We start from the raw sequence: 14457 nt of genomic DNA on the forward strand, positions 1-14457 counted from the left end.
TGTTCACTTCCAAACGGGCACCTAGAAAAAGGTCCCCCCACCCCCCGGCGCGCCCGCCTTCGGGAGTCGACGGCGCGCGGACTACCAAGACGGCAGGCGTTGTTCGCGCGGCAGCGTGGTCGTTGGCTGAAGCTACCCATGACCGTCCGCCCATCACAGGACCGCTACCGGCCCCTCGATAAGTCCGACGCTCCGCAACACTTCGAGACGGACGACATGCCGGGGCAGGCCGGCGAAGCCGGTGCGCGCCACGCACGCCCCCACCCACCAACCGACCCCCGAACAAGGCGCAGTCCCCGCGCCCAGAGGGCACGGCCGTCAGGGCTGATCCCCGTTCGGCAACAAACCCCACCTACCGGAAGCCGCGCCCCCCTTCCCAGCCAGCCTCTCCCAGCCATTCGTTACGCCCGCACCCGGCCGACCCACCCGCCATGTAAGCCGCGCGTCGTAGCCCGCGCCAGAGCCTTCCGCTCCCGTGGCGCGTCTCGTCGACCGACGGCGACCAGTCGAGCTGCCCCGCACCGGCCACCGGCCCGCAGACGAAACCGGCACCCACCCACCCCGGCCGCCCACCAGCGCCGGCCCCCCGGCCCCACCCCCCGGGGCCCCGGGCCCCCAGGGCCTGGGGCCCCTCCGGCGCCGGCCCCCGCTCCGCCCCGCTTCCGCTGTCGCTCCAGAGCCCGTCGACCGTTCTCGCCCACGGTGAAGGGCGGGTCCATCGTCCCGCACCCCCGATGGTTGAGGAGAGATCACCGTGACGGAACCGCAAACGCGCGCCGCCCCCCAGCCGCTGCCCGGGTTGAAGGGCAAGAGCGCCCTGGTCGTCGGCGGCACCCGGGGCGTGGGCCGCGCCGTCGCCGAGAAGCTCGCCGTCTCCGGCTGCGATGTCCTCGCCGTCTGGGTCAACTCCGCCGAGCACGCCGCCGGGTTGGAGGAGGAGCTGGCGGGCGCGCCCGCCGCCGTCTCCACCGAGCAGGGCGACGTCCGCCGCCCCGGGGAGCTGCCCCGGCTGGCGCGGCTGACGAAGGAGCGGCACGGCCGGCTCGACTTCGTGGTGCACTCCGCCGCCTCCGCCCACCCCATGGCCGTCCCGGCGATCGACCCGGCCGAGATGCGGGCCGACCTGGCGACGGCGCTGGTGCCGCTGGCGTCGGCGGCCGGCTCGGCGGCCGAGTTGATGCCGGAGGGCGGCCGGATCGTGGTGATCTCCGCGAGCGTCGCCCAGGGCGTCGCGCCGCACCTGGTCAGCCTGGGCGTCGCCAAGGCGGCCCTGGAGAGCCTGACCCGGTTCGCCGCCGTCGAGTTGGCCGCGCGGGGCATCACGGTGAACGCCGTCTCCGCCGCCAAGCTCGACAAGGGCCCCGGCACCGTTCGTCCCGAGGCGCTCCGCGCCATCTCCGCCCGCACCCCCGCCGGGCGGCCCGCCACCCCGCGCGAAGTCGCGGACGCCGTGGCCCTGTTGTGTCTGCCGGAGGCCCAGTGGATCACCGGTCAGGTGATCCCGGTGGACGGCGGCCTGGGTCTGCTGGCCTGAAGGGAGCACCGTGATGGAAGAAGCCACCGATGTGTGTGTGGTCGGCGGCGGCCCGGCCGGCATGGCCCTGGCGCTGCTGCTGTTGCGCTCCGGCGTGCGGGTCACCGTCGTCGAGAGCAGCCCCACCCTGGACCGGGAGTACCGGGGCGAGATCCTCCAGCCGGGCGGCCTGGCCGTCCTGGACGAGATCGGCGTCCTGGAGGGCGCCGCCGCCCGTGGCTCCCACCGGCTGGCCAGGTTCCGGCTGGTGGAGCGCGGCAAGACGCTGATGGCGTTCGAGTACGGGCGGCTGCGCGGCCCCCACAACTACCTGCTGAGCCTGCCGCAGGCCCATCTGCTGGCCGAACTCCGCGAGCGCTGCGAGGAGTTGCCCGGGTTCCGCTATCTGGTGGCGCGGGCCGGCGCGCTGGTGGAGGAGAACGGCGTGGTGCGGGGCGTGCGCGCCAAGGGCGCCGACGGCAGCCACACCGTGACCGCCTCCTGCGTGGTCGGCGCCGACGGCCGGCACTCGAAGATCCGCCGGCTCGCCAACATCGAGCACCAGCGGCACGACATCTTCGACCAGGACGTGGTGTGGTTCCGGCTGCCCGCCAAGCGCCCGCTGGGCGAGGTGATGGTCAACCGGGCCGGCGGCAACCCGATGATCGCCTACGACTCGCACCCCGACACCCTCCAGCTGGGCTGGACCCTGCCCAAGGGCGAGTGGAAGCGGCTCGCGCCGCTGGGCATCGAGGCGCTGCGGGACCGGATCGAGGCGGCCGCGCCCGACGTGGTCACCGACGTGCGCACCGGGATTCGGACCCTCGCGGACCTGTCGCTGCTGGACGTGTTCGGCGCGACCGCCGAACGCTGGACCGCCGACGGCCTGGTGCTGATCGGCGACGCCGCGCACACCCACGGGCCGCTGGGCGCGCAGGGCATCAACCTGGCGCTCCAGGACGCGGTGCTGCTGCACCCGGTGCTGCTGGCCGCGCTGCGCGAGAAGGACCTGAGCGCCGGCCGGCTGCGGGAGTTCGAGGACACCCGCCGCCCGCACATCAAGGCCGTCATGAAGTTCCAGACCATCCAGAGCCGGATGATGCTCTCCGCCGACGGCCTGGCGACGTTCCTGCGGCCCAAGTTGGCCCGCGTGATGATGCGCACCCCCATCGGCGCCAAGGTCACCGACCGCGTCGCGTTCGGCGCGCCCGGCATCCGGGTCGCCGACTCCCTGTTCACCGCCGACCGGAAGGAGTGACCCACGATGCGGATGATCGACCTCTCCTCGCCCGTCGACGCGCGGGGTTGGGAGCCGGAGAAGCTCACCCACGAGGTGATCACGCCCGCCGAGGGCGCCCGGCACATGGCCGAGGAGATGAGCGAGCACTTCGGCGTCGACTTCGACCCCGAGGTCCTGGACGACGGCGAGCTGTTGTCCATCGACACGCTGACGCTCACCACCCACACCGGCACCCACATCGACGCGCCCGCCCACTACGGCACCCGCGCCTCGTACCGGGAGGGCCCGCCGCGCACCATCGACGAGCTGCCGCTGGAGTGGTTCCACCGGCCGGCCGTGGTCCTCGACCTCACCGACGCCGAGCCCGGCGCGGTCGGGGCCGACCGGATCAGGGCCGAACTGGACGGGCTGGGCCGGGAGTTGAACCCGCTGGACATCGTGCTGCTGCACACGGGCGCTGACCAGCACGCCGGGACCGAGAAGTTCTTCACGCACTTCACCGGGCTGGACGGCCCGGCCACGCACCTGCTGCTCGACCTGGGCGTCAAGGTCATCGGGACCGACGCCTTCAGCCTGGACGCCCCGTTCGGCGACATGCTGGCCCGCTACCGGGAGACCGGCGACCGGTCCGTGCTGTGGCCGGCGCACTTCGCGGGCCGGGACCGGGAGTTCTGCCAGATCGAACGGCTCGCCCACCTCGACCGGCTGCCGCGACACGGCTTCACCCTCTCCTGCTTCCCCGTGAAGATCGCCGGCGCCGGCGCCGGCTGGACCCGCGCCGTGGCCCTGATCGACGAGAACGACGCGAGCGACGCGAGCGAGGAGTCAGCCGCATGACCGACACCGCCCAGGAAGGGGCCGCCGCGTACTCGTTCGCGCAGGGCCCCGACATCTCCGACCGGCAGCGGCTGATGCTGCTCGCCAACGGGCAACGGTTCTCCGCCGTGGTCTACGCGCTGGCCGAGCTGGGCATCGCCGACCAGCTGGTGGACGGGCCCCGGACGGTCGCCGACCTCGCCGGGGCCGTCGGCGCCCAGGAGGCGGCGCTCTACCGGCTTCTGCGCTGCGCCGCGCTGCTCGGCGTCTTCGAGGAGATCGACGGGCGCCGCTTCCGGCTCACCCCGGTCGCCGAGGGCCTGCGCACCGACCTGCCGGACGGCGTGCGGGACGCGGTGCTGCTGGACGGCTCCGCGTTCTTCTGGAGCGCGTTCGGCTCGATCCTGCACTCGGTGCGCACCGGCCGGCCCGGCTTCGACGAGGCCAACGGCATGTCGTTCTGGGAGCACCTGCGGCGCGACCAGGACGCGGGGCAGGTCTTCGACGACGCGATGACGACGATCAGCCGCCGGCTGGGCGCGCTGTTCCTCGAACGCTACGACTTCTCCCGCTTCGGCACCCTCGCCGACATCGGCGGCGGCCGGGGCTACTTCCTCTCCGAGATCCTGCGCCGCGACCCCGACAGCCAGGGCATCCTCTTCGACCGGCCCGAAGTGACGTCGACCGCAGCCGAGTTGCTCGACGAGCGCGGCGTGACCGGCCGGGTCAAGGTGGTCGGCGGCGACTTCTTCGCCGACCCGCTGCCCACCGGCGCCGACGCCTACCTGCTGAAGACCGTGCTGCACGACTGGCCCGACGACCGGGCCGTGGAGATCCTGCGCGCGGTCCGCGCCGCCATCGGCGACGACGGCGGCCGGCTGCTGGTCCTGGAGCAGGTCGTCGCGCCCCTCAACACCTGGGACACCGCCAAGTTCCTCGACGTGGACATGCTGGTCGTGATGGGTGGCCAGGAGCGGAACCTGGAGGAGTGGCGCGCGCTGCTGGCCGCCGGCGGCTTCACGCTGGAGAACGAGCCGCCCGCCGGCGACTGGGCCGTCCTGGAGTGCACCCCCCGCTGAACGTCCCGCCGAACCCCCGCCCAAGGAACTCCGTCTAGGAAGGCGAACCCCCGATGACCGACACCCTCCCCGAGGCCGACAGCCTCGCACGGGTCGTGCTGCACTCCGAGGTGCAGCAGTTCTACGCCCGCCACATGCAGCTCCTCGACGCCGGCCGGGCCGACGAGTGGGCGCTCACCTTCACCGAGGACGGCGTCTTCGCGCCCGAGCACCGGCCCGAGCCGGTCACCGGCCGGGCCGCCCTGACCGCCGCCGTCGCCGGCGCCCACGCCGCGCTCGTCGAGCAGGGCGAGGTGCGGCGGCACTGGCACGGGATGCTCGACGTGACCCAGAACGACGACGGCACGGTCGCCGTCCGCTGCTACGCGCTGATCGTCGGCACCCCGCTGGGCGGCGAGACCCGCGTGGTGATGAGCTGCGTCTGTGAGGACCTGCTGGTGCGCGAGGACGGCGAGCTGAAGGTCAAGCACCGCCGCGTCACCAAGGACGGCGTGGCCGCGCCCGTCTGACGGTTCACCCGCAACGGCCGGCGGCCCCGGGGCAGTTCGCCCCGGGGCCGCCGGCTTGCTGTCCTCGGACCCGCGCTCAGTGGTCGTCGACCGAGCGGTAGAGGTCGGCGTCCGGCTTCGCCAGGCCGGCCAGGCCCTTGACCCGGGTGCGGAACTCGTCGCTGCTGACGGCCTTCTTGTGCGAGTCCGCGTGGTCCCAGGTGGCGGTCTCCACGAAGATCTCCGGCTTGCTCAGCGACTGGTACAGCTCGTGGCTGATGAAGCCCGGCTGCGCCTGCATGTACTCGCTGACGTGGGCCAGTGCCTTGCGGAAGGTCTCGACGTCGCCGACGACGGTGAACTTGTTGATCAGCGTGGCCATGGAACGGCTCCTTCGTGAGAGGTGGTTGACGGGTCAGTCGGCGGTCAGCAGCGTCGCGAGTTGCTGCCGCAGCTCCTGGCGGCGGACCTTGCCGCCGCCCGAGCGGGCGATCTCGGGGACCGCCCGGATGTGGCGGATGTGCTGGTAGGAGGGGAGTTCGGCGTTGACCTCGGCGGCCACCGCGTCGAGCGCCGGCTGGTCGGGCACCTTCGGCGCCACCACCAGGGCGGCGGCCACCGCCCCGCTGAACGGGTCGGGGTGGTCCACGACCACGCAGTCCACGACCGAAGGGTGCCGCAGCAGCACGCCCTCGACCTCCTGCGGCGACACCAGCTCGTTGTCGCACTTGAAGACGTCCTTGAGCCGGTCGACGACGAACAGCTCGCCGTCCTCGTCGACCAGCCCCACGTCCCCGGTGGCGAACCAGCCCTCCGCGTCGAACGCGGCGCCGGCCGGCTCGCCCAGGTAGCCCTTCATCAACTGCGGGCCGCGCACCTGGATCTCGCCGCGCTCGCCGGTTCCCACCGGCTTGCCCGTGGTCAGGTCCACGATCCGGCACTCCGTCCGCGGCACCGGCGGGCCACAGGAGCCCGGCTTGGGCCGGGACCGGTCGCCGCAGTGCGTCATTGGGGACGTCTCCGCCAGCCCGTAGCCCTGGAGGACCGGGATGCCGAAGTGCTCCGACAGCCGGCTCGCCGCCGCCACCGGCAGCGCCGAGCCGCCCGAGTAGACCGCCTCAACGGAGGTCAGCCGCATCGTGGACAGCTCCGGGTGCGCGGCCAGCCGGCTCAGCCGCATCGGCAGGCTGTAGTACCGGTGCGCGCCCACCTCGTTGGCGGTGCGCAGCGACGCCGCCAGGTCCGGGTCGGTCGCCAACACCTGCTCGGCGCCCACGAACAGCGCCGCGTTGAGGTGCATCGGGTGGAACGTCGGCAGGTGGTTGAGCGTCACCGAATCCGGCCCGAGCCCGTGGGCGTGCGCCGTCTGGGCCGCGTTCACCGCCAGGTTGTGGTGCGTCTGGCACACACCCTTGGGCGCGCCCGTGGTGCCGCTGGTGAAGTGCACGCAGGCGACGTCGCCCGGCTCGACGGGCGCGCGGTCGCCCGGCGGGCCCTCGACCAGGCTCGGATCGGCCAGGTCGACGGCCGGCACGTCGGTGTCGAGCCGCTCCGCGATCTCCGGAACGGTCAGCACCAGCGCCGCGCCCGAGGCCGCGACCAGCCGGGCCAACCCCTCCGCGCGCAGCATCGGGTTGACCGGCACCACGACCCGCCCGGCGCGCAGCGCGCCGTAGTAGGCGACGACGAAGTCCGGGTGCAGCGCCGAGGTCAGCGCCACCACCGTCCCAGGACCCTCCGTCAGCGCCGCGATCCGCGCCGCGCAGGCGTCCACCCGCCGTTCCAGCTCGCCGAAGGTGAGCGACTCACCCCGGTCGGTGCGGACCGCCACCCGGTCCTGGTGGTTCCGGGCGGCGATCCGAGGCAGGTCGTCCAGCCGTGACACCGGGTCACGCACGGGCGCGCTCCTCCGCGTACGTCTTCGACAGCCGCAGGTTGGTCATCGAGTTGGTGCTCAGCACCCGGCGCAGATAGCGGCGGGCGCCCTCCACCGTGGTGCCCTCGCCGAGGACGGGCAGCGCCGACGGCTTGATGACGGCCACGTGCCGGGACTCGACGATCAGGCCCTCGCGGGTCGGCGTGAACAGCCAGTGCCCGGTGTGCGCGTCGAGCAGCGCAGGCAACCCGATCTGCTTGTAGACGATCTTCCGGTGCGGGAAGCAGATCCGCACCGAGCGGGTGGTGTGCGGCTTGCCGTCCGAGGTGGTGGTGTCCATGTCGAAGAACTGGATGTTCGGCACGTCCTCCTTGAGGTCGATCCGGGAGACGTGCTCCAGCCGCTCCGGCCAGCGGTCGGCCTCGTAGAGGATCTGGTAGGCGTCCTCGGCGGCGCCGCCGACGAACAGCGGGTCGCGGAAGTCGACGACCAGGTCGGACAGTTCCTGCCTGCGGGTCGCGGCGTCGGCCACCGTGGCCAGCAGCACCTGGCGGGCCTCCTCGGCCCGCCCGGCGGCGCCGGCGTCGGCCAGCCCCGAGGCGTCCTGGGTGAGGCTCAGTTCGGTGCGCTCGCCGTCCAGCGCGCGCACCGTCCAGGTGCCGGTGAGCCCGGCCAGCGAGGACTCCTTCGTGTCGGTGAAGGTGACCTTCGAGCCGTCCGCCTCGAACACCCGGTGCTGGGTGCGGGACCACACCTCCTCGTCCTCGGTGACGGACCAGAGGGTGACCGTGTCCTTGCCCTCACCGTCCGCCTGCCGCTCGGCGTAGACGACCGAGGGCGCCAGGTAGTGCAACGGGTCGGGGTCGGCGATCAGGTCGAGGACGACCTTCGCGGGGGCGTCGACGGTGACGGACTCGCCCACGGGGGCTTGGCTGGTGACCACTGGTGTTCCTTCCACGGTGAGTGCGGGCGCTGCCCGAGCCTGAACGGGCAGGCGTAAGCGGGGTGTTCACCCACGGCCGGTCAGCGAGACCAGTTCGCCGGTGATGTTCTCGTTGGCGGGGGAGCAGTAGAAGACGACGGCCCTGGCGACCTCCTCCGGGCTGCCCAGGCGGCCGGTCGGCATCGCCGAGGCGGCCTTCGCCAGGACGGCCGGCGGCAGGAAGCCCAGCGCCCCCTCGGTGGTGGTCAGCCCGGGGCTGACCACGTTGACCAGCACGCCGTCGGGGCCGGCGGCGCGGGCCAGGCTCAACGCGAAGCCGTGCAGCGCGGACTTCGCGGCGGTGTAGATCTCCTGCCCGGCCTCCCCCTTGGTGGCCAGGTGCGAGGAGATCAACCCGATCCGGCCGTGGCCGCGCGTCCGCATCCCGGGGAGCGCGGTCTGCACGGTGCGGATCGTCGCGGTCAGGTTGTGGTGCAGCTGCGCGGACCACTCGGCCGGGTCGAGGGTCGCGAAGTCGGCGCCGGGGCCCTGTTCGGGCCGCCGCACGGCGTTGGCGACCAGGGTGTCCACCGAGCCGAAGTGCTTCTCGACGGTGGGCACCAGCGCCTCGACCGACTCCGCGTCGGCCAGGTCGTAGCGCACCGCGAGGGCCCGCTCCGGGCCGCCGAGCTGGTCCACCAGCTCGGCGGCCCGGCCGGCGGCGGCCCGGTAGGTGAGCACCACCCGGGCGCCCTCGGCGGCGAACGCGCGCACCGTGGCCTCGCCGATGCCACCGGTTCCCCCGGTGACGACGGCGACCCGGTCCCGAAGTCCGAGATCCACGCCGGCCCCTAGCGCGCGCCGGCGACCGGGCTGGTCAGCGGCAGCCGTTGGAGCGCCCCGGCCAGCGCCTGCCGGCTGAGGGACTCGCCCCGCGCCAGCAGATACGCGTCCGGCCGCACCAGCAGCCAGCCGCCGGGCGCGAGGCCCAGCCGGGCGGAGACCCGCCCGTCGGCGTCGGGCACCGTTCCCTCGCCGTCGACCAGCGGCGCGTCGGTGACGGTCAACGTCGTGAGCCAGCCGCCGTGTTCGCGGCGCACCCAGTCGAGGGCGTCGGCCTGCGCGGCCTCGCCCGGCGTCGCCCGCGTCACCAGCAGCCAGCCGGGCCGGCGCAGCGCGTCCAGCAGCACCGGCCAGCCGGTGCCCGTCAGGTCGCCCTCGTCCACCTCGGTGACCCGGGTCCCGGGCGCGGGGCCAGCGCCACGGTGCGGCTCCTTCGCGGTCAACTCCCGCTCCGCGTAGGACAGCAGCAGGCCCGACATCCCGCCGAGCATCTCCCGCTGCATCCGCTTCCGGATCGGCGCGACCCGGCTGACCACGCCGAAGATCACCGGCAGCGCCAGGTTCGTGAACCGGCTGCGCAGCTCGATCATCTGCGTGGCCTTCTTGGTGGACTCCAGCAGCGCCTCGCCCACCGGCACCCGCTCGTCGGCGTAGCTGTCCAGCAGCTCCTCGCGGGCGTGGCCCTCGATCACCATGGTCAGCTTCCACGCCAGGTTGACGGCCTCCTGGATGCCGGTGTTCATGCCCTGCCCGGAGGCCGGGCTGTGCACATGCGCGGCGTCCCCGGCGACCAGGGCGCGCCCGGACCGCATCCGGGGCACCATCCGCTGCTGCGCGGTGAACCGCGACACCCACGTCGGGGTGCCGACCCGCACCTGGTGGCCGAGGCCCTGCGTCAGCTTCCGCTCGAACCGGGCCGCGAGCGCCGACGGGTCGCCGTCGTAGTCCGTTTCGGCGGTGTCCAGCAGCCGCCACCGGTCGTCGGCCAGCGGAACGGCCATCATCGTTCCGCCCTTGGCGCGGACCCAGTAGATGCTGTTCGGCGGCAGCTCGCTCTTCAGCGGGGCGTCGGCCAGCAGCCAGGTCTGGTTCTCCTCGCCGATCAGCTTCAGGTCCAGCTTCTTGCGGACCGTGCTGTGGCCGCCGTCGCAGCCGACCAGCCACGGCACCCGCGCCGACTCCGTGCGCCCGTCGGCGTGTTCCAGCTCCACGCTCACGCCCTCGTCGTCCGGCGCGACGTCCGTCAGCTTCACGCCCCACTCCACCTTCACGCCCAGGTCGGCGAGCGCGTTGCGGAAGACCTCCTCGGTGGCGGTCTGCTCGATGGCGAGGGTGAACGGGAAACGCGTCGGCATCGTGGAGTAGTCGGCGTCCAGCCGGGCGAGCCGGCGGCCGTCCTGGAAGAGCGTGAAGGCGCGGATCTCCCGACCCCGCTTCAGCATCTCCTCGATGACACCCATCTGGTCATACGCCTCCAGCGTGCGCGGATGGGTCGCGATCGCCCGGCTGGTGGTGGCGGGTTCGCTCTTCGCGTCGATCAACCGCAGCGGGATTCCGCGGCGGGCGAGTTCATGGGCCATGGCGAGCCCGACCGGGCCTGCGCCGGCCACCAGGACCTCGGGGACGTTCGAGCCTCTCGTCACTGACATCTCAACCTCTGCTGCCGTCGGCCGTGCCCTCCAGGGGTGGCGCGGTGGGTGGGCTGGGTGTCCGGACACCGTCGGGCACCGCGCTGGAGTCCGCCTCAATCCGTGGTGGATGCCGTGTTCGCGAAGATCAACGCGCCCTCCACCAGGGCTTGAGGGCCTGCCAGCAGGCTGAGCGCTGGCCGCGCGGCCTGACCCGTGGTGGGCGGCGGGACGCCGCCGTTCGCTGGGCGAACGGCAGGCTACCGCCGCGGGGTCGCCTGGCGGCGGGCCTCGGGACCCGCCTCGGGCGGGTGCGGAACGCTCGCCCGGCGGGCGCCTGCCGGCGAGCGCCTGCCGGCGGCAACGGGTTGGCGGGCGGCGGTTGTTGGGAACGTGCCGGCGTGTGCCGGCCGGTGGCAACGGGCCGGTGGGCGACCGCCGGTCGCGGATCGGTCGGTGGGCGACCGCCGGTGGCAGGCAGGTCGGCGTGAGCCGGTTGGCAGGAACGGGTCGGCGGTGGTGCCGGTCGAGGAGTAGGGGTCCGCGTGAGCGGGCCGCGAGTGAACGGGTCCGGGCCAGCGGGCCGAACAGGATCGGCCGGTGTGAGCCGGCGAACGCGAACTGCCCGTGGGCGACCGCCGGCGGCAACGGGGCGGCGGGTGCCGCCCGTTGGAAGACGGCCGGCGGGTGCCGGCCCAGCAGGAACAGGCCGGCTGAGGAACAGCCGCAGAGTACAAGCCAACGTCAGCCGACGGGGCGGGCCGAAAAAGAAGGAGCGTGCATGGACACCGACGTCCTCGTGGTGGGAGGCGGACCGGTCGGCCTGATGTTGGCGGCCGAGCTGCGGACCGGAGGGGCCCGCGTGGTCGTCCTGGAGCGGCTGAAGGAACCCAGCGGCCACTCCCGGGCGTTCCGGATGCAGGCCAGGATGCTGGACGTGCTGGACCAGCGCGGCCTTCTCGACCGCTTCACCGACGGCAACCGCACCTGGCCCAAGGCGCACTTCGCCGGCCTCGAACCGCTGCTGGACTTCGGTCATCTGCGCAACGAGCACCCGTACGCCCTTCTCATCCCGCAGGCCCGCACCGAGCAGCTGCTGGAGGAGCACACCCGGTCGTTGGGCGTCGACATCCGGCGCGGGCACACCGTGACCGCCGTCGACGACACCGGTGACGCCGTCCGCTGCGAGGTCGAGACCGACGAGGGCCGGCACTGGCTGACCGCCTCGTACCTGGTCGGCTGCGACGGCGGCCGGTCCACCGTGCGGAAGCTGGCCGGCATCGGCTTCACCGGCTCGGACCCCACGGTCAGCGCCCTCCTCGCCGACGTGGAGCTGGCCGACCCGAGCCAGCTGCCCAACGGCGTTCCCGGCACCATGCGCACCCCGCACGGGCTGTTGATGGCGATCTCCCTCCAGCCCGGCGTGACCCGCATCCTCACCACCGAGTTCGTCCCGCCGGACCCGGCGACCGCGCGCAGCGAGGTGACGCTCGACGAACTCCGCGCCACCGTGCGGCGGATCAGCGGCCTGGACGTCGACATGGACCGGCCGCGCTGGCTGTCCCGTTTCACCGACACCACCCGCCTCGCCGACACCTACCGCTCCGGCCGGGTCCTGCTGGCCGGCGACGCCGCGCACGTTCACTTCCCGATCGGCGCGCAGGGCCTCAACCTGGGGCTCCAGGACGCCGTCAACCTCGGCTGGAAGCTGGCCGCCACCGTCACCGGGCGGGCGCCCGAGGGGCTCCTCGACAGCTACGGCACGGAACGGCGGCCCGTCGCCGAACGCGTGCTGCGCGAGACCCGGGTGCAGCTCATGCTCATGTCGCCCGACCCCAAGGTGGACCCGCTGCGCGAGGTCTTCTCGGAACTCCTCGCCATGCCGGAGGTCAACTCCCGGCTGGCGCACGAGATCACCGGCCTCGACATCCGCTACCAGCTGCCCGGGGGGCGCTACACCCACGAGCTGCTCGGCTGCCCCTGCCCCCCGTTGAAGCCAGGACCGGGCGACGGCGTGCGCGCCCTGTTGCGCGCCGGGCGCGGCGCGCTGCTCGTGCCGGACGCGCGCCCCGGCGTGGCCCGCGCGGCCGAGGGCCACAGCGGGCGGGTCGGCACCGTGCCCGCCGGCGAGGGGCCCGGGCTGCTGCTGCGGCCCGACGGCCATGTCGCCTGGGTCGACCCGGGCGACGACACCCCGGCCGACGACGTTCTCGCCGACCTGACCGACGCCCTCAGCCGCTGGTTCGGCGACCCCGCCCCCACCGGCACGCCCCGACCCCCGACCTCAAGGAACGGGTGACCCCATGAAGACCAGGCCACTCGCCGTCCTCGGCGGCTTCGAGTTCACCCCGAACATCCACGAGGACGAACGGGGACTGTTCGTCTCGCCGCTCCAGGAGGACGCCTTCCTGGCGGCCGTCGGCGAGCCGTTCCCGACCGCCCAGACCAACCACAGTCGCTCCGCGCGCGGTGTGCTGCGCGGGCTGCACTTCACCACCACCCCGCCGGGGCAGGCCAAGTACGTCTACTGCGCGCGCGGCCGCGCCCTCGACGCGCTCGTGGACATCCGCGTCGGCTCCCCGACGTTCGGGCGGTTCGACGTCGTGGAGATGGACGCCGTGTCGTTCCGCGCCGTCTACATCCCGGACGGCGTCGGCCACGCGTTCCTCGCGCTGGAGGACGACACCGTGATGTCCTACCTGGTCACCAGCGCCTACCGGTCCGACCTGGAACAGGCGATCGACCCGCTCGACCCGGCGCTCGGACTGCCCTGGCCCGCCGACCTCACCCCGCTGATGTCCGAACGGGACACCAAGGCCGTCTCGTTGGCCGAGGCCGAGGCCAGCGGCATGTTGCCCCGCTACGCCGACTGCCGCCAGTGGCCGCTTCCGCCGGACCACCCGGGCCTCTCGGACGCGCCCCGGTGAGCGGCTTCGGCCCGCCGCCGCGCCGGGTCGTGGTGCTGGGCGCCACCGGCTGCATGGGGCGGCGCATCACCCGCGCGTTCGCCGACCAGGGCACCGAGGTCACCGCCGTCGCCCGGCGCGGGCCCGCGCCGCCCGGCGCCGACCGGCTCCGCACGCTGGACGCCGCCCGCGAGACGGCCGGGCGGCTCGCCGAACTCCTCGTGGAGGAACGGGCGGAGGCCGTCGTCAACGCCACCCTCGGCTGGGGTGACGACCTGCACAGCACCAACGTCACCGTCGTCGAACACCTGTTGGCGGCCCTGGCCTGCCTGCCCGCGCCGCCCCGGCTGGTGCACCTGGGCACCATCCACGAGTACGGGCCCGTTCCGCACGGCACCTCCATCGACGAGACCGTGCCGCCCAGGCCGCAACAGCCCTACCCGCGGTCCAAGTTGACCGCCGCCAAGCAGATCCTCGCGGCGTCGGCCGCCGGCACCGTGGACGCCACCGTGCTGCGGCTGACCAACACCATCGGGCCCGAGCCGGCCGAGGAGAGCTTCTTCGGCTCCCTCGCCGCGCGGCTGCGCGACGAGCCCGACACCATCGAACTGACCGTCGCCGACGCGCACCGCGACTACCTCGACTCCCGGGACGCGGCCGACGCCGTGGTACGGGCCGCCGCCGCGCCCACCGGGCACGGCGTCCTCAACCTCGGCAGCGGCGAGGCCCGCCCCATCGCCGACCTGGTCGACGCCCTGGTGCGCGCCTCCGGCCGGCCGCCCGAGTCCGTGCTGACGCGCGCCGGGTCCGTGGCCAGCCGGGGCGGCGACTGGATCAGGGTCGACAACGGCCGCGCCCGCCGCCTGTTGGGCTGGCGCCCACGCCACGACCCCGACGCGTCCATGCGCGCCCTCTGGAACAGCGTCCGCGCCGCGACGCTCCAGCCCCGCTGAGTCGCTGGCCGCTGGGCTCGATCCCGGGACCGGCCCCGGGCCCTGGGGGCCCGGAGGCCGGGGTCTGTCTGCGGGCCGGTGGCTGGTGCGGGTCAGCCCGACTGGTCGTGGGTGAACAACGAAACTGTGCGGTGTGGTTGGGGCTGTGGCGCGGGCTACGACGCGCGGCTTACATGGCGGGTGGGTCGGCCGG

At 73.7% G+C, this 14457-nt stretch carries 13 protein-coding genes; 8 read left to right on the plus strand and 5 right to left on the minus strand.

The window, feature by feature from the left end; translation table 11 throughout:
- Positions 1–754: 754 nt before the first annotated feature.
- From EBN88_RS22555 to EBN88_RS22575, 5 genes are read left to right on the plus strand one after another with little or no spacing between them, the layout of a single operon-like run.
- Complete coding sequence (locus tag EBN88_RS22555; protein WP_233580855.1) at positions 755–1534, plus strand: SDR family oxidoreductase; 780 nt, start codon at positions 755–757, stop codon at positions 1532–1534.
- Positions 1535–1547: 13 nt separating this feature from the next.
- Complete coding sequence (locus EBN88_RS22560) at positions 1548–2771, plus strand: FAD-dependent monooxygenase (RefSeq protein WP_122185744.1); 1224 nt, start codon at positions 1548–1550, stop codon at positions 2769–2771.
- A gap of 6 nt (positions 2772–2777) precedes the next feature.
- Entirely contained in the window at positions 2778–3590 is an 813-nt protein-coding gene (locus tag EBN88_RS22565) for a cyclase family protein (RefSeq protein ID WP_122185745.1), read from the plus strand.
- A complete protein-coding gene (locus tag EBN88_RS22570) occupies positions 3587–4648 on the plus strand; it encodes a methyltransferase (RefSeq protein WP_122185746.1) in 1062 nt (353 codons plus the stop codon). The genes EBN88_RS22565 and EBN88_RS22570 overlap by 4 nt, the downstream gene beginning before the upstream one ends.
- A gap of 53 nt (positions 4649–4701) precedes the next feature.
- A complete protein-coding gene (locus EBN88_RS22575; protein ID WP_122185747.1) occupies positions 4702–5157 on the plus strand; it encodes a nuclear transport factor 2 family protein in 456 nt (151 codons plus the stop codon).
- A 76-nt stretch (positions 5158–5233) separates the two neighbouring features.
- Here the strand turns inward: EBN88_RS22575 and EBN88_RS22580 are convergent, their stop codons facing one another.
- From EBN88_RS22580 to EBN88_RS22600, 5 genes are all read right to left on the minus strand, one after another.
- Positions 5234–5518, minus strand: coding sequence for an antibiotic biosynthesis monooxygenase family protein (locus tag EBN88_RS22580; protein ID WP_122185748.1), 285 nt, complete (start codon positions 5516–5518; stop codon positions 5234–5236).
- 33 nt (positions 5519–5551) lie between these two features.
- Positions 5552–7033, minus strand: coding sequence for a class I adenylate-forming enzyme family protein (locus EBN88_RS22585; protein ID WP_122185749.1), 1482 nt, complete (start codon positions 7031–7033; stop codon positions 5552–5554).
- Positions 7026–7955 (minus strand): SRPBCC family protein, encoded by a 930-nt coding sequence (locus EBN88_RS22590; RefSeq protein ID WP_147472807.1) that lies wholly within the window; start codon positions 7953–7955, stop codon positions 7026–7028. The genes EBN88_RS22585 and EBN88_RS22590 overlap by 8 nt, the downstream gene beginning before the upstream one ends.
- Positions 7956–8021: 66 nt before the next feature.
- Positions 8022–8777, minus strand: a complete 756-nt coding sequence (locus EBN88_RS22595; RefSeq protein ID WP_122185751.1) for an SDR family NAD(P)-dependent oxidoreductase — start codon at positions 8775–8777, stop codon at positions 8022–8024.
- Between the two features lie 8 nt (positions 8778–8785).
- Positions 8786–10426, minus strand: coding sequence for an FAD-dependent monooxygenase (locus tag EBN88_RS22600; RefSeq protein WP_122185752.1), 1641 nt, complete (start codon positions 10424–10426; stop codon positions 8786–8788).
- 760 nt (positions 10427–11186) lie between these two features.
- Here EBN88_RS22600 and EBN88_RS22605 point away from each other — a divergent pair.
- Genes EBN88_RS22605 through EBN88_RS22615 form a run of 3 tightly spaced genes read left to right on the plus strand, consistent with a single transcriptional unit; the run spans position 11187 to position 14264 of the window.
- The gene (locus tag EBN88_RS22605) at positions 11187–12704 is read left to right on the plus strand and encodes an FAD-dependent monooxygenase (protein WP_122185753.1); all 1518 of its coding nucleotides are present in this window, start codon (positions 11187–11189) and stop codon (positions 12702–12704) included.
- A 4-nt stretch (positions 12705–12708) separates the two neighbouring features.
- Positions 12709–13332 carry a dTDP-4-dehydrorhamnose 3,5-epimerase family protein gene (locus EBN88_RS22610; protein WP_122185754.1) on the plus strand — a complete coding sequence of 208 codons (624 nt, stop codon included), beginning with the start codon at positions 12709–12711 and terminating at the stop codon, positions 13330–13332.
- The gene (locus tag EBN88_RS22615) at positions 13329–14264 is read left to right on the plus strand and encodes an NAD-dependent epimerase/dehydratase family protein (RefSeq protein ID WP_122185755.1); all 936 of its coding nucleotides are present in this window, start codon (positions 13329–13331) and stop codon (positions 14262–14264) included. The genes EBN88_RS22610 and EBN88_RS22615 overlap by 4 nt, the downstream gene beginning before the upstream one ends.
- Positions 14265–14457: the final 193 nt, after the last annotated feature.

Origin of the sequence: Streptomyces triticirhizae (assembly GCF_003696235.1) — a bacterium.
In the GTDB taxonomy this organism is placed as follows: Bacteria; Actinomycetota; Actinomycetes; order Streptomycetales; family Streptomycetaceae; genus Streptomyces; species Streptomyces triticirhizae.